Source organism: Cytobacillus sp. FSL W8-0315, from assembly GCF_038002905.1.
Taxonomy (GTDB): domain Bacteria; phylum Bacillota; class Bacilli; order Bacillales; family Cytobacillaceae; genus Cytobacillus; species Cytobacillus pseudoceanisediminis.
Genome location: NZ_JBBOOC010000001.1, coordinates 2,458,106 through 2,479,741, shown reverse-complemented (window position 1 = coordinate 2,479,741; position 21,636 = coordinate 2,458,106). Strand labels below are relative to the sequence as shown.

Below are 21,636 nucleotides of genomic sequence, written 5' to 3'. Positions count from 1 at the left end.
TTTAGGGGGATTTTCATGTCCTGATTGTATACAGCTGTCCTTCCACTGCAAAAGAAATACGGCCTGTTTCCTCTGAAACTACAATAGCAACAGCATCTGATTTTTCCGTAAGTCCCATTGCCGCTCTATGCCTTGTCCCAAATTTTTTCCCCTCAATGGTTTTATTGGCAAGAGGCAGGATGTTGCCTGCAGAAATAATGGTATCTTCTTTTATTAGAATACCCCCGTCATGCAATGGGTTTCCAGGATAAAAAATGGTTTCGAGCAAAGTGCTGCTTACTTTTGCTCCAATAGGAGTCCCATTATGAAGGTAATCGCCTATAGGCAGCCTTCTCTCCACAACAATAAGCCCGCCATGCCTTTTTTCCGATAAATGCTGGGCGGCCAATGATAAGCTCGAATATTCCTTGGTATACGGCGATAAATATGACTGAAGATAATATGTCGAAGCAATTGTGTGAGCCTCCGTTACCGCCCTCTGCAAGTTCTCGAAATCAGATAAAATACAGCAGCTGAAGTCCTCTAGCGTTTTGGAAATAGAATGAATCTGACTGTCGATATTGTCAATATACCGGTTTAAATCTTTTCGGTATTGATCTTCGCCATAAATCACCGGACTTCCTCCAATCTTAATTCATATTAGTACCTTTTCCAGTTAAAAATTATTTATCCATTTTACGGAATAGGTTTAGGACCGCTTTAAAGGGACTAAATATAAGTATTAAGCAACGAGGTGAGGGACATGTTCGATATATTAGCAAAACAATTTCAGAAACCCGCAGGATTACTTGGGAAGCTTGCTGGAAAAATCATGTATTTTGAGAACCGCAAGATTAACAAATGGACAATACAGCAATTAAAGATTAATCGCAGGGACTCTATTTTAGAAGTAGGCTTTGGCCCTGGCTACAGCATCAGGCATATAATGGATCACTTCCGCCATGCAGAAACGGATGGAGTTGATGTATCCGAAGATATGAAGGCTTCAGCAGCCAAACGGAATGATGAGTATATCCGTCAGGGAAAGGTCAGATTGTTCGTAAAAGATATACACGATTACTTCCCTGATAAAACGTATAATAAGATATTTTCAGTAAACAATTATCCTTTATGGACAAAACCAAGAGAGTCTCTTCAGTATCTCTATGGGATGCTTGAGGAAGACGGAATAATTGCCATCACCGTCCAGCCAAGAGAAGAAGGAGCAGATGACACCATTGCCAAAAATCTCGGACAGGTGATCAAAACTGATATGGAAGCGGCAGGTTTCCATTCTATTTCCATTTCTTATAAAGAAGCCCGCCCCGTATTAACCGTTTGTGTAACTGCAATTAAATAATAATAAAAAAGAGCGGGAGATTGCAGCTCCCGCTCTTTTTCAATTTATCACCAGCCTCGGCTGGCTCCTCCTCCGCCGGAAGAACCGCCTCCCCCTCCCCGGGGACCGCCACCGCCACTTCCACCTCTTGAGAGAATGGAAAGGATGGCGTAAGAAAAGGCTCCTCCAAAAAATTTAATGTCCAGAAATAATAATCCAACAACAATTAAAATTATCAGCCAGGACGGTATGCCAATGCCTCTATCCTGTGTTCCGGCATCAGCATAATCGCCGCCTAAATTCACTTCTTCCCCGGCAGCTTCCTGTACAAGCACCTTATAGGTTTCAATTACAGCTCTGTTAGGCTGGCCATCCTGGAGATATGGAAGGGTGACGTCATCCAGAATCCTGCCTGCTTTTCCATCGGGAATTTGGCCTTCAAGCCCATAACCAACCTCAATCCGCACCTTCCGATCCTCCATGGCCACAACCAAGAGGACACCATTATTCTCTGCGGCACTGCCTATGCCATAAGACCGGAAAGCTTCATTAGCATATTCTTCAATCGGTCTGTCTCCAGTAGTTCCAACAGTTAACACTGCAACCTGTGCAGATGTCTGATCTTCCAATTGCCTCCCCAGGTTATTCAATTCAGTTTTTTCCTGGTCATTCAGAACCTCCGCAAAATCCTGGACATAAATATCTCCAGCAGGCTGCGGTATGGATTCATCTGCATGGACTGGGATTGCCCCCATTATTAAATTTGCGAAAAGAAGGGCCAAAGAGACCCAGCGGATGATCATTCCCCATTGCCTCCAAAGTCAACATCAGGTGCTTCGTTCGCCAGCGGATCCGCCCTAAAATACTCTTTTTCATCAAAGCCGGTTATCCCTGCAACAATTGCACCCGGGAACCTTTTTACTTGTTTGTTATATACGGCAACCTGGTCGTTATAATCCTTTCGGGCAACCGAAATCCGATTTTCTGTGCCCGCAAGCTCGTCCATTAATTGGGTAAACTGCTTATCCGCTTTTAAATTTGGATAGTTCTCCACCACTACAAGCAGACGGCTCAAAGCGCTTGACAGCTCGGCGTTTGCAGCTGCTTCCTCTTCAGGGGACCCCGCTCCCGCCAATCTCGCACGAGCATCTGATATAGCCTGAATTGTCTCCTTCTCGTGAGCAGCATATCCCTTTACTGTATTTACCAGATTAGGAATCAAATCCAGCCTTCTCTGCAGGTGGTTCTCAATTTGAGAATAAGCCTGATCCACATTTTCCTCAGCACTTACAAACCTGTTATAACTGGACATCAGCATCATGCCTGCTATGACTACTGCCGCAATAACGGCAATTAAAACTCCCATACCTTTTTTCATTTGCGTCACTCCTGTTTCTAAGTTGTTTTGTCACTTGCATGGTATTTTTCCTTTTTGGGGTGAAAGTTAAACCTGGAGATTGGTTTGCTGATGTTGTTAAGCTCGCGCGGATTTGGATGATTTACGCGCGGGCGGGCTCCTTCTGCGTGGGGCACGTTTTTTTGCGCGAGCTTCCTTCTGTTTTGCGCGGAATTATTACTTTTGTGCGCGGATTTGGATGATTTACGCGCGGCAGGGCTCTTTCTGCGCGGGGGCACGTTTTTTTGCGCGGGCTTCCTTTTGTTTTGCGCGGGATTATTACTTTTGTGCGCGGATTTGAATGATTTACGCGCGGCCGGGCTCCTTCTGCCCGGGGGGCACGTTTTTTTGCGCGGGCTTCCTTTTGTTTGGCGCGGGATTATTACTTTTGTGCGCGGATTTGGATGATTTACGCGCGACCGGGCTCCTTCTGCCCGGGGGCACGTTTTTTTGCGCGGGCTGGCTTCTGTTTTGCGCGGGATTATTACTTTTGTGCGCGGATTTGGATGATTTACGCGCGGGCGGGCTCCTTTTCTGCGCGGGGGCACGTTTTTTTGCGCGGGCTGGCTTCTGTTTTGCGCGGGATTATTACTTTTGTGCGCGGATTTGGATGATTTACGCGCGGGCGGGCTCCTTTTCTGCGCGGGGGGCACGTTTTAATCGTGGCAGGCTTCAGGTTCGGGCGGATATACTACTTTAAAGCGCGAATTCTTGTAGGTTTCGTGCATATGACTTTTTACAATATCAAGAGTAATCGCGTAATTATCTATCATTATTGCTTCATGTCTGACTTATATTGCGTCTACAGGACAGGTTATTGCACTGATCTTTTAATTTTTTGCGCTATCACAACGTTAATGCGTCTAACTTCCCATAATCGCGTCATCCAGCAGGTTATTCGAGCCTCCGTGTCTCTTTTTCGCGCTGCCTCCTTATCACAGTTGCGCCAAACAATCCCTATAATACAACAAAAACCCGGAACCCATTCGGGCCCCAGTTCAAGTATGATTATTTAATAAAATTGTTCGCAATCAGTTCACTGAATTCAGGTTTATCTTTCAGGAATTTTAAAGTGTAGGATGAATCTGCAAATTCCTGGATGGTGTCTGCATCAACATCGTAAGTGAACCCGATTCTTTCCCAGGCGCGGTCTACGACTTCTTTTTCCAGTTCCTGGCCAGTCACTTCTTTAATGTCTTTGATAGTAATTGCTTTTGCTTCTTCAGGATTTTCTTCGATAAATTTAACTGCATCTTTATGTGCATCAACGATTTTCTGTACTTTTTCCGGGCTGTTCTTCACAGCATCACCAGTAGCAACCAATACTGATGCCGGAAGTGTTTCACCGAAGGATACTTCATCCCAGCCAATTACGACTTCAGCGTTTGTTTCCTGTTCAATGACCGCTGCCCATGGTTCGGGAGCAACTGCAATATCGACTTTACCTGTTTTCAGCATACTTGCATATTGTGCAGGGTTGCCTGTCAAATGCTTCATGGTACCTCCGATGCGAGCTGAAGTGATGCCGGCTTCTTCAAGATATGTCTCATACTGGACATCATGTGTACAGCCCACGCCAGGTGTAATAAACGTTTTTCCCTGGAAGTCTTCAAGTGAGTTAATTTCTACTCCTTCTCTGGCAAGGACAACTGTTCCGCCAGTTGAGGCACCGGCGATAATTTTAACATCAGCTCCGGTTGAGAAGTTGTTCATTGCTGGTCCGGGTCCTACTAGTCCTGCATCAATATCGCCTGTTTTCAGGGCAGTCATGAATGAACCGCCTTCAGCAAACGTCTTATATTCTACCTTAGTACCATCGCCAAGCTGTTTCTCAAAATAGCCTTGATCTTTCGCAACCATTGCTGGCACATGATTGATATTCGGGAAATAGCCGATGACAATCTTGTCTTCTCCTCCGCTGCTCTTCTCAGATGACCCGCATCCGGCAAGCAGCCCGGTGAAGGTAAATAATATAGCAACCCATAAAATAGCCTTTTTCATTTATACCCCTCCAAAATTAAGACTCAAGTCCCCATTTTTTTATGACTGATTTTTCAATGCGCTGGAATATGAATTGGTCAACAATCATTCCGATAGCTCCAATAATAATCATGACACCGATTACGATGTCCATTCTTCCAAAGTCTGAAGCATATCGAAGTGTGTAGCCCAATCCTGGTCCTGTGCTTAAAAGCTCACCGGCCATCAATGCACGCCAGGCAAATGCCCAGGCAAGTCGTGAACCAGTGACAACGTATGGAATGGATGCCGGAAAGATGACTCTTGTGAATAAGTCAATTCCATTCGCTCCCATAGTCTGAGCTGCCTTGATATATAATGGTGAAACATTTTTTATGCCTGTTCGCATGTTCAGAGCCATTACAAATGTACCGCCAAGTATGGTTACAAAAATAACAGCCTTTTCATTTAATCCAAACCACATAATCGCGATCGGCAGCCAGACGATGCTGGGAACACTTTGCAAGGCAAGGATGACTGCACCCAGTGTTTCATCAGCTGTTTTGGATTTTCCAAGGAGAACGCCAATCAATGTGCCAATGACAAGGCTGATAGCCAGACCGACTGCGAGCCTCTTAAAACTGGCGATTAAATCATAAATGAGAGTTTTATCCTGAAACCCTTCAACAAGAGCACTGAATACACTAGAAAGGGAAGGGAAAATCAGAGGATGCCAAAGTTCAAGCCGTGACCCAATCTCCCAAAATGCAATGATGGCTGCAAAAAATATAATCCTTTTAATGGCTGTTTGCATATTGGAGTTCCTCACTTACAACTTTATCAATTTCCTTCTTCAGGTATTTCATAATGTGGTCTTCAATCTCGAGCATTTCTTTTTTGTGTTCTTCACGGGGTCTGGGTATATCAACCGTTATATCCTGTAAAATGATTCCCGGCTTTGTTCCCATAACAATGATTCGATCTGACAGTTTAATAGATTCTGAGATGCTATGAGTAACAAAAAGAATGGTTTTCTTCGTCTCAGTCCAAATGTTTTCCAGCTGTCCGTGCAGACGCGAACGGGTCTGTTCATCAAGAGCTCCGAATGGTTCATCCATTAAGAGTGTTTCCGGGTTCATCGCAAGTGCTCTCGCGATCGCCACCCTCTGCTGCATTCCTCCAGAAAGTTCATGAGGATAATGGGATATATATTTTCCCAGCTGAACCATTTGCAGATACTTAAGTGCTGTTTCCTCTGCATCTTTCTTCTTCATTTCTTTTTTCAGCGGAAACGTGACATTTTCCATGACTGTCAGCCAAGGGAATAAGGCTGCCTGCTGGAACACCATTCCCCTGTCTTTTCCGGGCTTTGTTATGGCTTTGCCATCGATTTGAATGTGGCCTGAAGTTGTTTTAGTCAGCCCTGCGACGATTGAAAGAAGTGTTGACTTTCCGCATCCTGAAGGGCCTAAAATTGAAACAAACTGGCCTTTCTCAATGGATAAATTAATATCTTTCAAGACGTCAACAGGACGATTTTCTTTATCGCAATATTGTTTATTCACATCGTTTATCTCAATGAACATTTTAAAAATCACCTATTCCTATAAATCTCATTAATTTACTCGGATTACTTGTAATTATAAAGTATTCACCTTGCATGTCAACCATTACAATAAATATTTTTAAAATTGGGCTTAATCAAATAAAAAGCCTCCTCCATCAAGGAGAAAGCTATTGTTTCACAATTTAATTTCTTCTATTTTAGATGAAGCGATCAGCTCTTCAACCTTTGCTAACTCACCGCTTTGAAAAAGTTCTATGATCTTGCTTCCAACGATTACCCCGTCACAATGCTGATTCATTTCTTTTACATGCTCTGGTTCAGAAATTCCGAAGCCGGCCAATACTGGTATCGGACTTACATCTCTAACCTTCTCCAAATGCTTTCCAAGCTCATCTTTAAATTCTTTTCTTGCCCCAGTGATGCCATTAACCGTTACAGCGTATAGGAAGCCTTTCCCTTTAGCTGCAATCGCCTCTATGCGCTCCAATGGACTGGTTAAGGTCACAAGGCGGATAATTTCGATTCCAGATCTTTCTGCAATTGGTGCAATGATCTCCTCTTCCTCTGCAGGAAGATCAGGGATTATTAAGCCGTCTACCCCTGACCTGGAGGCATCAGAAATAAAGTTGCCAATGCCATAGGCCATGATCGGATTCATGTATGTCATAAAGATCAGCGGGATGTGAACAATAGGCCGGATTTCCGCAATTTTAGCTAAGACCCCTCTAAGGGTTGTTCTGGCTTCTAATGCTCGAATGCCAGCCTGCTGGATGACTGGGCCATCTGCAACCGGATCCGAAAACGGAATCCCAATTTCAATGGCAGTTGCTCCCGCTTTTTCAAGGAATGTGATTTTCTCGGCCAGTGTCTCTAAGCCTCCGTCCCCAGCCATTATATATGGCACAAATGCTTTTTCTTTGTTTTGCTTAAGGCTCTTAAAAACTTTTTCAACCCGGTTCATTGTCCTTTCCCTCCTAATCTTGCTCTTACAGTTTCTACATCTTTATCGCCTCTGCCAGATAAACAGATGACAAGGCCTTCGTCTTTTTTCATTTGCGGGGCAAGCTTTAATGCATAGGCTACGGCATGGGAGCTTTCCAGCGCAGGGATAATGCCTTCCAGTTTGCATAAAAGCTTTAATGCATCAAGCGCCTCATCGTCTGTAATGGATTCATACTCGGCTCTTCCGCTGTCTTTCAGATAGCTGTGTTCCGGCCCAACTCCTGGATAATCAAGGCCAGCTGAGATGGAATGAGCCTCCTGAATTTGACCGTGTTCGTCCTGCAGCAAATACATTAATGCTCCATGAAGAACTCCAGGAGTTCCTTTTGTTAAAGAAGCAGCGTGCTTATCTGTATCTGTACCCAAACCAGCTGCTTCAACCCCAACCATGCGGACCGTATCATCTTTAATGAAAGGATAAAACATGCCCATTGAATTGCTTCCGCCTCCAATGCAAGCCACAACTGCATCAGGGAGTTTACCTTCTTTTTCAAGGTATTGCTTCTTCGTCTCATTTCCGATAACACTCTGAAAATCCCGTACAATCATAGGAAAAGGATGTGGTCCCATCACAGAACCAAGGATGTAATGTGTATCCTCGACATTTGTCACCCAGTAGCGGAGTGCTTCGTTGACTGCATCTTTTAAGGTGGCACTTCCCGATTGTACCCCTACAACCTTCGCTCCAAGCAGTTCCATTCTGAATACGTTCAGCTGCTGTCTCCTGATGTCCTCTTCACCCATAAAAATAATGCATTCAAGATTTAAAAGCGCACATGCAGTTGCTGTTGCGACTCCATGCTGCCCTGCACCCGTTTCAGCTACTATTTTTCTTTTTCCCATTCGCAGCGCCAATAGAGCCTGGCCCAGTGAGTTGTTTATTTTATGGGCACCTGTATGATTCAAATCTTCTCTTTTAAGATAGACCTTCGCACCGCCGGCATAATTTGTGAGGTTCTCAGCAAAATAAAGAGGAGTTTCCCGTCCGACATAGTCTTTCAGCAAAGCCTTCAGTTCTTTCTGAAAACTTTCATCGGCTTGAGCTTTCTTATACTCCTCTTCCAATTCAAGAATGGCCTGCATAAGTGTCTCCGGCACATACCTTCCTCCAAAATCCCCGAAATGACCTCGTTCATCAGGCAATGTATAAGCTGTGTTCATTTTACTTCCTCCCTCTCCACACATTTAGCGTTTTCTATGAATCTTTTTATTTTCTCCGGATCTTTCTTCCCTTCAGTCTCAACCCCGCTGCTTACATCAACCATATAAGGATTGGCTGCTTTAATTCCTTCCCCCACATTTTCAGGATTGAGCCCCCCAGCAAGGATCATTTTTTTGTCCTGCAATGGTTTATTTAAAATCGACCAATCAAAAGATACCCCGTTGCCCCCCCGATATTTTCCTTTCGGACTATCAAGAAGAATGTATTCGCATGAAAATTCATCTAATTGAGATAAATCATCTGGTGAACCTACACTCAAAGCTTTTATAACCGGAAGAGAAAATGAGCTGCAAAATTCCGGCGTTTCATCTCCGTGCAGCTGGATGACATTGATCCCTGAAACATTTGCTATTTCTTCAATGGTCGCTTTCGTTTCATTTACAAACACTCCGACTTTTAAAACTTCTCCGGGAAGCTCTCTGATTATCTCCCCTGCTGCCTCAGGATTAATTTTTCTTTTGCTTTCTGCAAAAACAAATCCCAGGGCATCAGCCCCGTTTTCAATAGCAAAAAGTGCCGTGCTGATATCCCTGATTCCGCAAATCTTCACCTTCATTGTCTGACAGCCCCCTGCAAAGGAATCTTCATGGCCTTCAAAAGCCCTTCCAGATTATCTGCTTTCATGAATGCTTCTCCGACAAGAATGGCGTTTGCTCCTGCTGCAATTACACGCCGCACATCGTCTTCCGACTTAATCCCGCTTTCACTGATCAGGAATTTTCCCGCATTTTTTATTAGCGGGGCAAGTTTTTCTGTTACACCAAGGTCTACTTCGAAAGTTTTTAAATTTCGGTTGTTGACTCCGATCAGCTGTGCACCGGTTCTTAGAGCTATTTCCAGTTCTTCTTCATTATGAACCTCCATTAATACCTCAAGGCCTTCACTTTCAGCAAAATCGAAAAGCTCTTGAAGCCGTTCAGCTTCCATCGCAGCAGCAATGAGTAAAATTAGGTTTGCCCCTGATGCTTTTGCTTTTAATACTTGCACCTCGTCTATAATGAAGTCTTTGCAAAGGATAGGCAGGTCGACTGTCTCTCTGACAGCTGACAGATCAGCGAAGCTGCCTTTAAAAAACCTATTGTCTGTTAAAACGGAAATGGCATCGGCACCATACTTTTTATAAAATAATGCCTGATCTTTCGGATTTTGTCCGGTATTTATATCACCTTTTGAAGGTGAGGCTCTTTTGAATTCCGCAATCACAGCCAGTTCACTGCCTGATGCAAGCTTGTTAATAAAGGAGCGTTTATACATGGTTTCTCCTATTTGAAAATATTCCTTTTCCTTCTGCAGTACGATGACTTCTTTTCTTTTTTCAGCCAGTATTTGATCTAGAATTGTTCCCATCTTATATCACCTCTTTATGGACGCTTTTACTTGCTTCAATTAACCTATGCAGTTTTTCTAATGCAGCACCTGAATCTATGCTTTCTTTGGCTAAATTTATCCCGCCATGAATTGTTTCTGCCTTGCCTCCTGTAAAGATGCCAATCCCGGCGTTAAGAAGGACCGTGTCTCTTCTTGCTCCCTTCTCCCCCTTTAGGACACTTAGGAGTATTTCAGCATTTTCCCTGGAATCTCCGCCTCTGATCGCATCATTGCTGCTAACCGATAGGCCAACTTCCTCTGGATGAAGAACCTTTTTCGTTACCTTGCCGTTATTAAGAATGGCCAGGTGATTTTCCCCCTGTAAGGATGCTTCATCCATAAACCCTGCACCATTTAAAACAACTGCCCGTTTTCTTCCCAAAGCTTTTAACACCTCTGCAAACATTTCAATATAATCTCTCCGGTAGATCCCGAGAAGCTGATGATCAAGTTCAACCGGATTGGTTAAAGGTCCTATTAAATTGAAAGTTGTAGGTATTCTCAGGTCCCTGCGTACTTTCATGATTCTTTTAATATTCGGATGGACATGAGGTGCGAATAGAAAGGCTATCCCAATTTCCTCCAGAATTTCCTCCGTGCGCTCAGGCGAGTGATCCAAGTTTATTCCCAAATGTTCCAGTACATCGGCACTGCCTGTTTTGCTGGATACACTTCTATTGCCATGCTTGGCAACAGAAATTCCTGCTCCTGCAATCACAAAGGCCGAAGTAGAACTGATATTAAAGCTGCTTGAACCATCTCCTCCTGTACCGCAATTATCCAAAACATTAGGAATTTTCTTGCTAAATGTAAGGGATTTATCCCGCATTGCTTTTACGATGCCTGCAATTTCTTCAACTGTTTCCCCTTTTGTTTTAAGGCTCACCATAAATGCCGCAATCTCACTGTCCGTCACATCATTGGCAAATAAATTGTCCATCGCTTCCTTCATTTCTGCCTCTGTTAATGACTCGCGATCAGATAACCTCTGCAGTATAGTTTTCATCGTTTTTCTCCCTCCCGATAGTTTGTAAAAAGTTTTCCAAAATCTTTTTTCCAAGGCCTGTTCCTACAGACTCCGGATGGAATTGCAAACCGTATAAAGGATAATCTTCATGCTTGATTGCCATTATTTCATTATCATCCATTGATCTTGCCAAAACCTTAAAACTGCCAGGCAAAGTTCCCGACTTAATTATTAAGGAATGATAACGCATGATATGGATCGGCTGTGGCATGTATTGAAAAAGCTGTGATCCGTTATGCTTCAGATTAGACACCTTGCCATGCATAATTCTCTTGGCTTTTTCAATCTTTGCCCCAAAGGCATAGCCGATTGCCTGATGGCCAAGGCAAATGCCCAGGATAGGGAGCTTCCTGTAAAATTGCTGAATAACATCAACAATAACTCCAGCTTGTTCAGGCCGTCCCGGTCCAGGTGATAGAACAATGGCTTCAGGATTTAATTTTTCAATATCTTCGATTGTTATTTGATCATTCCTTACAACTTTAATTTCTTGTCCCAGTTCACCCAGATACTGATAAAGGTTAAATGTAAATGAATCATAATTATCAATCAGCAGAATCATTTTTTGTCCTCCAAAAATGCTTTTAATTTATGAAGTGTTTCGTCGTACTCTTTTTCTGGAATCGAATCATGCACGATGCCTGCCCCAGCTTGTATATAAGCGAATCCATCTTTTATTACCATGGTTCTGATTGCCAGGGCGAAATCCATATTGCCGTTTCCGGAAAAATAGCCGACTGCCCCTGAGTAAATTCCTCTTTTCACTGCTTCCAGTTCATTGATGATTTCCATTGCTCTAATTTTGGGTGCACCTGAAACCGTTCCGGCAGGGAGACACGCTATTAAGGCATCAATCGCTTTGTGAGGACTTTTCAGCTTGCCGCCCACTTCGGATACAAGGTGCATGACATGCTTATATCTCTCAATGACCATGTTTTTTTCTATAGTTACCGATCCAAATTCGCATACACGGCCGAGATCATTTCTGCCTAGATCGAGCAGCATCCTGTGTTCGGCAAGCTCCTTTTCATCTTCTATCAGGTCCCTTTCAAGCTGTAAGTCTTCCTCTTCTGTCTTGCCTCTTGGCCTTGTTCCTGCAATAGGGTTAGTAATTACTTTGTTTCCAGTTGCTTTTATAAGACTTTCAGGCGATGCCCCTGCAACCGCATATTCTTCAAAATCAAGATAGTACATGTATGGGGAGGGATTTTGCACTCTTAACTTCCGGTAAAATGCGAAAGGATCTCCAGTCAATTCTGCTTTTAACCGCTGAGAAAGCACTACCTGAAAAATGTCTCCCTCTTCAATATAGGCCTTGGCCCTTTTTACTTTTTCAACGAAGTCTTCTTTAGATATGGAAGCTTTGAAAGCCGACAGCGATGCTTCTTCCGATTGGGATGCCGCAGCCCCCTTTTGGATTTCGGCCTTTCTTTTCTGCAATCTTTCACGTAGCTGAGATTCATCGGTTGCTGCCAATAAAGACATGGCTACCAGAAATACCTTTTGCTCCAGATGATCAAAAACGGCCACTTCCTCAAAAAACATAAGGTGAACATCTGGTACATTCAGCTCATCATGAGGGATCACCCCGATATCTTCGTATTGCCTGATGACATCATAGCCTGCATATCCAACAGCTCCTCCACAAAATGGGAACTGTTCAATGGGGTGAGCCTTTTCCTCGGGCATCAGCCTTCTTAATACATCAAGCGGCTTTTCATTAAAAACTTCTATTTTCCCCTCCGCAGTAACAGCCGTCCGAGATGCTTCCCCTTTTAGTTCCATCACCGGGTCCGCCCCAATAAAGGAATACCTTCCCGACTTTTCATGCTTTAGCGAGCTTTCAAGCAGAAATTTTTTTCTCCCGCTCATTCTCTGGTAGATCAAAATAGGTGTTAATGTGTCCCCCTCAAGCTCTTCGATGATATAAGGACCTTCCAAAATCGTTTTCAATATATTTCTCCTCCAGTTCTTTCGGATTCAGATAAGCGCAAGCGCCCTGATCACCCCTGACACTTTGAGGGAGCAGGCGATGGAGCCAGACAGGTATCTGACTTCAGAATTTTTACTTAACTATAAATAAAAAAGTCCCCTATACACACAGACAGAATCTGCGGGTATAGAGGACGTGTCTTGTGAACGTGGTGCCACCTCTTTTTAGAGCAGCATGCTGCTCCCTTTTTCGGGTACGGAAACATATCGATACCCTATCCTTTTAACGGTGGAAATCCGTGCTTCCCTACTATCTTTCAGGAAGCCTCTCGCAAGTCCATTCGAATGACTTACCGTACCGGGCTCTCACCTTACCCCGGCTCTCTTGAACGGACTCCATCAATCTACTCCTCTTGCTCAGCGATTTAAAGTAATAAAGTTAAAGAAAAGCGGAAGCGCCTTGCCACCCCCGACAAGCACAAGACGAGCCTCCCGGAAAGGCGTTCTTTGCCTTTTTAGGGGATTGGCTTGTGAACTCGAGGGGGTAGGCTGCTTGCGCTAGACAGTTATTTAAGTTCAAAAATTCTATATTTTTTCTGAACTAAATAAAAAAGGGCCTCCCGTCTAAAAAGGACGAGAGACCCGTGGTGCCACCTTCATTAGCTGATACATCAGCTCACTTAACAGATATCAAAACGAAAAACCGTTTGAATATCTGTCCCTTGTAACGATGAGACCGTTCGCCAAAGCCTACTGCTTAAAAAGGTTCGGTTTGGAGGCTCGAAAGTCCATTCACTGCTGTTTCCACACTGATTTGCACCAACCATCAGCTCTCTTTAGCTTCCACTGCAGCTACTACTCTTTGTCATTGCCGATCGATATATTGCTTATTATACTATTCCGATAAATGAAAAATGTCAAGGATATTTTTCATTTTTTTATAATAGAGCTTTTTCCAGCTTTTCTCTCCAGACAGCTGCAAGTGCCTCAATCTGCAGGAGTTCTTCAATTGCTTTACGATTTTTGCGGTCATGGAACATGATAAAATTTCCTTGCAGAACCGATACCTTTTCCTGCTTTCTTTCTTCGAGCTTAAGAACGCTGCCTGCTGTTACAGTTCCTTCCTTCAGCACTCTGAAAAAGTAGCCTGTAAAGCATGTTTCAACAATTCTGCTTAAAAGCCGATCTTCTTCGTTATGCTTTGATATGGTTGAACATGGAATGCGGCCCTGTGTTATTTGGATAACAGATTCACCAAGCGAAAAGGTATCACCTATAAAAACATCCTTTTCCAGCATATTACCCGCACAAATATTTTCACCAAATGCCGGGGGACAGAATGTCTTTTTAAATTCTTTTTCCCACATCCCGTAATGTTCGAACGGGTATAGGCAAACTGCCCGGTCGGGGCCGCCATGAAAATCAGTGTTTGCCACTCCATCCCCTAGGAAACCATCCTTCGTTAAGAACGCACTTTCAATTTTTTCTTTGCCTATTCCCGATATTTCCTCACGGTTTTTCCAGCTGTGCTTTTTCGGTTTCCCTATGCTTAAACTAATAATTTCTTTCACATTCATCCCCTCGCCAGATTCGCTTTTCTATATATTTTAACGCTTTCCTTTTAGTAAATCGAAACATATTTTTCCAGAATTTGAATTTTCCCATAAAAAGACAGAGGTTTTTCTAGTTAGTTTTCCTGCAATTAGCTCATATTAAGACTAGTTTGATTAACGAAAAGGAAGGTCAGAAATATGGAGCATGTTGAAAATTTACAATCTGTAAATTCCAAAGCTAAAAAGAAGTCAGGTGATGATGTTCATAACCAAAAATGGGCCATTCTTTCACTTTCTTCAATTCCTCTCGTTATGACACTTGGGAATTCCATGCTGATTCCTGTACTGCCGGCGATGGAAAATAAACTAAATATTTCTGCATTCCAATCCAGCATGATTATTACCGTTTATAGTATTGTAGCCATTATTTTGATCCCAATCGCAGGCTTTTTATCGGATCATATCGGCCGTAAAAAAGTCATTATACCAAGTCTGTTCATTGCAGGAATTGGCGGGCTGATCTCCGGATGGGCGGCATGGAAAATGGCGGATGCTTATTGGATCATATTAGCTGGGAGGGCATTGCAGGGTGTTGGGGCAGCTGGTGCGGCACCAATTGTTATGCCTTTAGTAGGGGATATGTTTAAAAATGATGATGATGTCAGCAGTTCCCTTGGACTTATTGAAACTTCCAATACTTTTGGAAAAGTTCTATCGCCTATACTTGGAGCATTTCTTGCAGGGTTTATATGGTTTTTACCGTTTTTTTCGTTTCCGGTTTTTTGTACGATTTCAATTCTGCTGGTTTTCTTTCTTGTAAAAACGCCAAATAAAAGAGAAGAGCCGCTTCCTCTAAAGAAATTTTGGAGCAATATCAAGGATACCTTTAAAAACAACGGAAAATGGCTATATGCTATTTTCTTAATAGGTGCCATTCTTATGTTTGTGCTTTTTGGGATACTTTTTTATTTATCTGATGTGCTTGAAAAGACATACGATATTAAAGATGTTAAAAAAGGGCTTCTCCTAGCTGTCCCGCTTGGCGCACTATGCCTTTCCTCCTATCTGACAGGAAAAAAAATAAAAGAAAATAAAATACTGATGAAGTGGATCATATTTTTAGGCTCAGTGCTTGTGGCAGCTGCCACTGCAATCTTAAGCTTTTCAAACAACATGTGGTTTATGATCAGCATGTTCCTGTTTGCCGGAATTGGCATAGGCGTTGCATTGCCTTCGTTGGATGCACTGATTACCGAAGGAATTGCAAAAGAAGAACGTGGAACCATTACTTCTTTATACAGTTCAATGAGGTTTATAGGCGTTGCCGGAGGCCCGCCGGCCATTGCCATTCTGATGAAGCATTCTGATCAAGGGCTTTTTTATATATTAAGCGGGATAACCATTCTTGCTGCCCTAGCAGCCATTATAGCAATCAAACCTGACGCAAATGAGGGCTAAAAAAAATCCGTATCGTTCAATGACGATACGGATTTTTTTATTTAAAATGCTGCTGTACAAAACCAGTTACAACCTGGTTGAAAAGCTGCCACTTTTTGGTTGGCGCCTGGTGGGAAACACCTTTGATTATTGCCGCCTGAAAGCTGACATATCTCCTATAGCTCCTAATATGCTGATTAACAAAATCTCTTGATCCATATATCAGGAGAAGGGGGACACTCAAGTTCCTCAGGCGATCCGTGCATGAATAGTGGAGCGACCTATCGTAAAATTGAAACCACATAGTATGATTCGCCTTTTTCATGTGTTCCAGAATATCTTTTCTGACTTTTGGATCATTTGTGTGACTTGCTGCTATTACATACCGCAGAAAACCCGGAAAATGTTTCACGAAATACATTCCCATTATATGCTCATATTTGAAAGTTTCTGATAAAACCTCTGGAAATCCGCCAGACAGTATGACTCCAAGTGTCCTTTCAGGAAAAGAAAGAGCAAATTCCTGAGCAATTATGCCTCCAGAGGAATAACCCAGGATAACGGCTTTTTCAATTTCCAAGTGGTCTAATACAGCTTTAACCTCTTCTGCATAGCCCTGAATGGTTACTGTTTTCTCGGGACCGATGGTATCTCCATTCCCGCTTAAATCAGGAAAAACAACCTGAAAATGCTCAGCCAGCAGGCCTTGATAATAAAATACCTTTCTCCCCATGGCAGGCGGATGTATAAAGATTATCGGTACCCCTTTTCCCATCGTTTCATAAAATATCTTTGTATCCTCATAAATACATGCTGGCACAAGAATCGTCCTTTCCATTCACAAAACATAGATGGCTCAAAAGCCTCCTGTTCCATATAAAAATGGGACAGTTTTAGTCTGCCCCATCTCGGTCAATTCTTTATTTCCAACATCAGTTAGGTCTTGTCTTCTTAGCTTTTTTGCTTTGCTGATCAAGCTCTTTTGAGAACTCCATATCGTTTATGCTCTTGTTTGTGCTCTGCAATCCGGATTTAGTCTTAATATTGCGTTTTGTCATGTTAATCCTCCTTTAAAGTACTGCCATTATAGTATGGCACATTAGGATTCGAATCATTATGGATTTTCAGCTGGAATCTGCATATACTATAAGTAATCATGCGATTATGCTTATTTCCGTGACTTTCTGAACCGTATATGATATTCTTGAATTAAGAATATGAATAAAAAAAACGACCGCAGGTGTTGCCGCACCCACGGTCATTCGCAATAGTCGTTCCCTTAGGGGATCGGCCTGTCAAAGACATAGACCTCTCCCTCAATTGTCAGATCAAGGGAGGTCTATTTTTTATGGTTAAAAGTCATGACAGCAATGATCAGACTAGAAAAGGAAATCATCATCATGATCGATTCGAAAACTGTCAAAAGGCATCACCCCCTTTCATACGGGGCTAGCCGACCACCCTTGAGAAACTCCCATTGCTTCTTTATTATAACACAACCTTGTCCATTTAGTCGAACGTGTGTTCTATTTTAGTAAAATTGATTCTTCTTTCCTATTTTTTCAAGTTTCACTATCTTTATCGCCTGCAGATTTCCTTTGTAGATATCCACGAAGAAAACCCATTTCTTTATTAAGCAAATACTCCATTTCCTCCATCTGCTGCTTAGCAATTAACTGCGGACTGCCTGTCCATTCAGCACTGTGGATAAAATAATAATTCTTTATTCTTTTAAAAATGATGACCGCTTCAGGATAACAGTCAAACAATCCCTTTACCTGATTTCTCCGCATGTAACTCCATCTTACCAGTTTCATGATATCAGCCTTTTTATACTCTTTTTACCCAGAAAACACTGACGCATGTTCTTAATGCAAAAAAAACTGCCAAATTGGCAGCATTGAATTTATTCTTTAAGCCTCGGCTTTGCCGGATCACATTTCGGTTTTTCAGACTGAGTGGACTCAGCAAGCTTTGACAGGTAATAGCATTCTTCACGGTACATGTGATCAGCCATTAAAGCTGCAAATGTCCCCAATGCCTCTTTGCTCAATTCAAGCTCCTCAATTTCATTGAGAAAGTTCATAAACAAAGATATTTCAAGTGCAACATCGCTGTTGAACTTTTGAAGTGCCGGGAATGACTCAACATTCGTCCGAAGGAAGCCGGACATTTCAACCGCCTTTAAATAGAATGCTTCAAAATCCTTTGTATAGCCATCACTGATTTTTTTTATTTTCTTCTCAACACTTTCCATATTATCTGATATGGCTCCAGCATGGCCAGCTGCATCCAGAAGCCAGATTAAATGGTGGTGAAGCTCATGAAATACAGGCGGGACTTCCCCTTTTTTTAAATATTGAAGGACAAGCATATATTCTTCAAGTTCATTGACCATATGGTTTATAAAAACAGGACCAAGATGAATGGAAATTTTCCCTATCAGATGACGTTCAAGTAGGTTCAATTTAAATTCCCTGAGCTTTTTAGCTTCCTGTTCTGCCCTCCGGCTCAATTGCTCCAGGTTATCCACTTCAACCCTTCCTAATAGCTGATCGAAGGTTTGTATAAAGTAATTTGCTCTTTCAATGCTGTCTTTTTCCTTTGGTGATAGTGAATCATGTATGAAGCGTGCATGATCACCCAAAATCTGAAGCCAAAATCCATGTTCAAATTTTGCAGCATTTTCAAATCCAGCAGCCAAAATATCTCCCCTTTCCATCTTACTCATAAAAACATATCAGTAACCATTAGAAATTATGCCTATAAGCACGAATCTCAAAAATTAATTGGTAACTTATTTTTTTGCAGAAAGGGGGAATCTTAACTAGGAATCATGCATCCTATAGTGTTTTTTTCATCATTACCTGGCCAATCTTTTTTTCAAATCCCATTTTAAGCAAAGCTTTCGATGCGGGATTGGAAACAGAAATATTAACTGCAGTGAAATCAATCGAATCATCCTGATCAAGGAACAGCTGGCCCAGAATACTTTCAGTCATTGCCTCATATGCACTGCCATCCGTAAAATTTAGCTGATAAATAATAATGCGTTCTGTACGTCCTGCTGCTTCCAGCACTCTTTTGTATAAAATATAGCCTTCCTCTTTCCCATCTTCACTCATAAGCACAGCAGCTTCCCCTTGTTTCGCACTTTGCCACTGGCACTGCCAGGCAGCATCGCTGTCATAAAAGCTGATTGACTGAAGCTGTTCAGGATATATCTTTTTTATTGCTAAATGGCTTTCCGTCAATGAGCCTATTTCTTTATGTGTTAGCTTCTTGTTTAGATAAAGCAATTGATCAGTAATTGCATAGCCGGCTTTTATGTACAGCTTAATCGCTCTCTCATTTTCTTCAATTGCTTCAAGAACAGCAGTGTGTACATTTTCAGCTTTATATATGCTAAGCACCTCTGACATCATGGCTGCAGAAAGACCTTTTCCCCTGTATTGTGGTGCGATCCCGGTGCCTCCGTTCCAGGCAATTTTCCTGCCGTTAATCTCACGGAACCCATTCAATATGATTCCGCAAGGTTCGCCGTGCATAAAAACGACAATGGATTTTTCAGGCGAAAGTCCCTCAGATGCGATTCGATTAACAAAGGCCTGGATATCCATTTTTATTGGAACTATATAACCTTCAAAGCCTTTATTCCAGGCAGTCAGCGCCTCCTCCAGGGTAACTTGAGAAAGTTTTTTTATTTTCATAAACGCTCTCCTTCATGTGTTTTCTGATGTTTTACTTGGTGTGCATCTAATGGCTGGTTATTTATGTTTGTTTCCTCTTCTAATAACAATGATAATGGCCATGGTTTCACACCTCCAATTATACAGACTGGATAGTTTATTTATTCATATAATAAAATAGACTGATTAGTTTATTTTAATTTAATCATTTATTTTCTGTTTTTTCAATCTTTTCTAAAAGGAATTTTCTAAAAAAAAAAGCCGATACATTAAGTACCGGCTTTAGTTATTCATTATTTATTTAAAGGTTTTTTCAGAAACCCGATAAGGATCGCAGACAAAAGAGCACCTGCTATTATTCCTGCAAGGTAAATTCCCCATGGGCCATCGACGAGAGGGACGACAAAGACTCCGCCGTGCGGTGCCCTTAATCCGACTCCAGCCATCATTGAGATGGCACCTGCCACGGCTGATCCTGCCATGATGGACGGGATGACACGCAATGGATCTGCTGCTGCGAACGGGATTGCGCCTTCTGTGATAAACGAAAATCCCATGATGTAATTTGCTTTTCCTGCATCCTGTTCCTGTTTTGAAAATCTATTTTTGAATAAAGTAGTAGCAAGCGCGATGGCAAGAGGCGGAACCATCCCCGCCGCCATAATGGCTGCCATTGGTTCATATACTCCATTTGCAAGCAGCCCTGTACCAAATACGTAAGCCGATTTATTAACCGGGCCGCCCATATCAAATGCCATCATCAGCCCAAGGACTACTCCAAGCAATACAGCATTTCCAGTACCAAGACCTGAAAGCCACTCGGTGATAGCAGTATTTAATGCGCCAACTGGTTTGTTGACAACATAAAGCATCAGCAATCCCGTGAACGCAATTCCAAAGAGCGGATAGAGCAAAATCGTTTTAATTCCTTCAAGTGATGAAGGCAGACCAGCAAAGACTTTTTTCAACCCAACTACTACATAACCTGCAAGGAAGCCGGCTATGATGCCGCCAAGGAATCCAGCGCCTCCAGATGCTGCCATCATTCCGCCGACTGCGCCTGCAGCAAAGCCGGGACGGTCAGCAATACTCATGGCAATGAACGCTGCAAGTATTGGAACAATCAATCCAAATGCATTTCCTCCCCCAATGGTCATCAGTGCTTCTGCGATAGGATGATACGACGGATCATTAGGATCTGCTGCTTTATATCCGAACATAAAGGAAATGGCAATGAGTATTCCGCCGCCAACAACAAATGGAAGCATGTTGGAAACCCCATTCATCAAATGCTTATAAATTCCTGCTTTTTGTTCTTTTTTATTATCTGCTTTTCCGCTGCTGTCCGCGCTTCCGCCCTTGTATACCGGCGCATCCTGCTTTAGCGCTTTTTCGATTAGTTCCTGAGGTTTTCGGATGCCATCAGCAACTGCCGTTTCAAGGACATGCTTCCCGCTGAATCGCTCCATCTCAACCTTTGTATCTGCTGCGACTATAACTGCTGCCGCATTCGCGATTTCTTCTGGTGTCAGAACATTTTTAGCACCGCTGGAGCCATTTGTTTCAACTTTAATATCAACGCCCATTTCAGCTGCCTTGGCTTTTAGGGAATCAGCCGCCATATAAGTATGGGCAATTCCTGTTGGGCAGGCTGTTACAGCAACAACAAATCGTTTACTGTCTGCAATATTTTGGACTTCCTCTTCTTCTGTCTCGTCATAGCTGTCTATAATTCCAATAACTTCGTCTGCAGAAGCAGCATTTTGGAGTTTTTTGCGTGCTTCCTCGTTCATTAGTATTGATGAAAGCCTGGATAGAGCTTCCAGATGTGTATTGTTTGCTCCTTCCGGGGCTGCAATCATAAAGAATAGATGTGCGGGCTGACCGTCAAGTGATTCATAATCCACTCCTGCTTCTGATTTGCCGAATGCAATAGCAGGCTCCTTGACCGCACCAGTTTTTGCATGCGGAATGGCTATTCCGTCACCGATACCTGTTGTGCTTTGTTCTTCCCTTTTTATAATTGCATTCTTAAAGGCAGAACTGTCATGAAGCTTTCCTGCTTGATCAAGCTGGTTTACCAATCCATTTATGGCATCCATTTTGCCTGTTCCGCTCAATGAGAGCAGAATCGTATCTCTTGTCAGTAATTCTGTTATTCTCATC

23 protein-coding genes and 2 other annotated features are annotated in these 21,636 nt (G+C 42.6%); of the genes, 2 read left to right on the top strand and 21 right to left on the bottom strand.

Translation table 11 applies throughout. From position 1 onward, the window contains the following. Nucleotides 1-13 precede the first annotated feature (13 nt). Nucleotides 14-613 carry a sporulation-specific diadenylate cyclase CdaS gene (gene cdaS, locus MKY20_RS12750; RefSeq protein WP_071155159.1) on the bottom strand — a complete coding sequence of 200 codons (600 nt, stop codon included), beginning with the start codon at nt 611-613 and terminating at the stop codon, nt 14-16. Between the two features lie 129 nt (nt 614-742). On the opposite strand from cdaS, the gene MKY20_RS12745 reads away from it, so the two are divergent. Then, on the top strand, nt 743-1,339 hold the full coding sequence (locus MKY20_RS12745) for a class I SAM-dependent methyltransferase (RefSeq protein ID WP_251175003.1): 597 nt from the start codon (nt 743-745) through the stop codon (nt 1,337-1,339). Nucleotides 1,340-1,386: 47 nt separating this feature from the next. Here MKY20_RS12745 and MKY20_RS12740 read toward each other — a convergent pair whose 3' ends face one another. From MKY20_RS12740 to MKY20_RS12680, 13 genes are all read right to left on the bottom strand, one after another. Next, on the bottom strand, nt 1,387-2,121 hold the full coding sequence (locus MKY20_RS12740; protein ID WP_217032352.1) for a TPM domain-containing protein: 735 nt from the start codon (nt 2,119-2,121) through the stop codon (nt 1,387-1,389). After that, on the bottom strand, nt 2,118-2,696 hold the full coding sequence (locus MKY20_RS12735; protein ID WP_258753767.1) for a LemA family protein: 579 nt from the start codon (nt 2,694-2,696) through the stop codon (nt 2,118-2,120). Before MKY20_RS12735 ends, MKY20_RS12740 begins: the two co-directional genes overlap by 4 nt. Before the next feature lie 1,026 nt (nt 2,697-3,722). Further along, nucleotides 3,723-4,715 carry an aliphatic sulfonate ABC transporter substrate-binding protein gene (locus MKY20_RS12730; protein WP_009333474.1) on the bottom strand — a complete coding sequence of 331 codons (993 nt, stop codon included), beginning with the start codon at nt 4,713-4,715 and terminating at the stop codon, nt 3,723-3,725. 16 nt (nt 4,716-4,731) lie between these two features. Beyond that, nucleotides 4,732-5,487 (bottom strand): ABC transporter permease, encoded by a 756-nt coding sequence (locus MKY20_RS12725; protein ID WP_258753768.1) that lies wholly within the window; start codon nt 5,485-5,487, stop codon nt 4,732-4,734. Next, nucleotides 5,471-6,259 carry an ABC transporter ATP-binding protein gene (locus tag MKY20_RS12720; protein WP_258753769.1) on the bottom strand — a complete coding sequence of 263 codons (789 nt, stop codon included), beginning with the start codon at nt 6,257-6,259 and terminating at the stop codon, nt 5,471-5,473. The genes MKY20_RS12725 and MKY20_RS12720 overlap by 17 nt, the downstream gene beginning before the upstream one ends. Before the next feature lie 156 nt (nt 6,260-6,415). Next, the gene (trpA, locus tag MKY20_RS12715; RefSeq protein ID WP_258753770.1) at nt 6,416-7,201 is read right to left on the bottom strand and encodes a tryptophan synthase subunit alpha; all 786 of its coding nucleotides are present in this window, start codon (nt 7,199-7,201) and stop codon (nt 6,416-6,418) included. Further along, nucleotides 7,198-8,403, bottom strand: coding sequence for a tryptophan synthase subunit beta (trpB, locus tag MKY20_RS12710; RefSeq protein ID WP_009333470.1), 1,206 nt, complete (start codon nt 8,401-8,403; stop codon nt 7,198-7,200). Before trpB ends, trpA begins: the two co-directional genes overlap by 4 nt. After that, a complete protein-coding gene (locus MKY20_RS12705; protein WP_019381163.1) occupies nt 8,400-9,020 on the bottom strand; it encodes a phosphoribosylanthranilate isomerase in 621 nt (206 codons plus the stop codon). Before MKY20_RS12705 ends, trpB begins: the two co-directional genes overlap by 4 nt. Continuing rightward, the gene (gene trpC, locus MKY20_RS12700) at nt 9,017-9,811 is read right to left on the bottom strand and encodes an indole-3-glycerol phosphate synthase TrpC (RefSeq protein WP_009333468.1); all 795 of its coding nucleotides are present in this window, start codon (nt 9,809-9,811) and stop codon (nt 9,017-9,019) included. The genes MKY20_RS12705 and trpC overlap by 4 nt, the downstream gene beginning before the upstream one ends. A 1-nt stretch (nt 9,812) precedes the next feature. Further along, entirely contained in the window at nt 9,813-10,838 is a 1,026-nt protein-coding gene (gene trpD, locus MKY20_RS12695; protein WP_217027660.1) for an anthranilate phosphoribosyltransferase, read from the bottom strand. Then, nucleotides 10,810-11,421, bottom strand: coding sequence for an anthranilate synthase component II (locus tag MKY20_RS12690; RefSeq protein WP_019381161.1), 612 nt, complete (start codon nt 11,419-11,421; stop codon nt 10,810-10,812). Before MKY20_RS12690 ends, trpD begins: the two co-directional genes overlap by 29 nt. Next, a complete protein-coding gene (trpE, locus tag MKY20_RS12685; protein WP_252245194.1) occupies nt 11,418-12,812 on the bottom strand; it encodes an anthranilate synthase component I in 1,395 nt (464 codons plus the stop codon). Before trpE ends, MKY20_RS12690 begins: the two co-directional genes overlap by 4 nt. A gap of 166 nt (nt 12,813-12,978) precedes the next feature. Beyond that, nucleotides 12,979-13,221, bottom strand: a binding site (T-box leader). A gap of 196 nt (nt 13,222-13,417) precedes the next feature. Further along, nucleotides 13,418-13,669, bottom strand: a binding site (T-box leader). A gap of 60 nt (nt 13,670-13,729) precedes the next feature. Then, nucleotides 13,730-14,368 (bottom strand): MOSC domain-containing protein, encoded by a 639-nt coding sequence (locus tag MKY20_RS12680; protein WP_026041653.1) that lies wholly within the window; start codon nt 14,366-14,368, stop codon nt 13,730-13,732. A gap of 174 nt (nt 14,369-14,542) precedes the next feature. Here MKY20_RS12680 and MKY20_RS12675 point away from each other — a divergent pair, with 174 nt between their 5' ends. After that, a complete protein-coding gene (locus tag MKY20_RS12675; protein WP_019381158.1) occupies nt 14,543-15,802 on the top strand; it encodes an MFS transporter in 1,260 nt (419 codons plus the stop codon). Nucleotides 15,803-15,839: 37 nt separating this feature from the next. Here MKY20_RS12675 and MKY20_RS12670 read toward each other — a convergent pair whose 3' ends face one another. The 7 genes from MKY20_RS12670 to MKY20_RS12645 all read right to left on the bottom strand — a co-directional run bounded on the left by MKY20_RS12670 (nt 15,840) and on the right by MKY20_RS12645 (nt 21,635). Next, the gene (locus tag MKY20_RS12670; protein ID WP_026041652.1) at nt 15,840-16,601 is read right to left on the bottom strand and encodes an alpha/beta fold hydrolase; all 762 of its coding nucleotides are present in this window, start codon (nt 16,599-16,601) and stop codon (nt 15,840-15,842) included. 112 nt (nt 16,602-16,713) lie between these two features. Then, the gene (locus MKY20_RS12665; protein ID WP_256815309.1) at nt 16,714-16,839 is read right to left on the bottom strand and encodes a hypothetical protein; all 126 of its coding nucleotides are present in this window, start codon (nt 16,837-16,839) and stop codon (nt 16,714-16,716) included. Between the two features lie 281 nt (nt 16,840-17,120). Beyond that, nucleotides 17,121-17,204, bottom strand: coding sequence for a putative holin-like toxin (locus tag MKY20_RS28695; RefSeq protein WP_226280784.1), 84 nt, complete (start codon nt 17,202-17,204; stop codon nt 17,121-17,123). 139 nt (nt 17,205-17,343) lie between these two features. Beyond that, nucleotides 17,344-17,574, bottom strand: a complete 231-nt coding sequence (locus MKY20_RS12660) for a hypothetical protein (protein WP_157380208.1) — start codon at nt 17,572-17,574, stop codon at nt 17,344-17,346. 113 nt (nt 17,575-17,687) lie between these two features. Beyond that, nucleotides 17,688-18,503, bottom strand: coding sequence for a DUF2935 domain-containing protein (locus MKY20_RS12655; protein ID WP_009333459.1), 816 nt, complete (start codon nt 18,501-18,503; stop codon nt 17,688-17,690). Between the two features lie 121 nt (nt 18,504-18,624). Next, complete coding sequence (locus MKY20_RS12650; protein ID WP_258753771.1) at nt 18,625-19,491, bottom strand: GNAT family N-acetyltransferase; 867 nt, start codon at nt 19,489-19,491, stop codon at nt 18,625-18,627. Nucleotides 19,492-19,763: 272 nt separating this feature from the next. Beyond that, nucleotides 19,764-21,635: a PTS fructose transporter subunit IIABC gene (locus MKY20_RS12645; RefSeq protein ID WP_341001278.1), complete on the bottom strand. Its 1,872-nt coding sequence runs from the start codon at nt 21,633-21,635 to the stop codon at nt 19,764-19,766. Nucleotide 21,636: the final 1 nt, after the last annotated feature.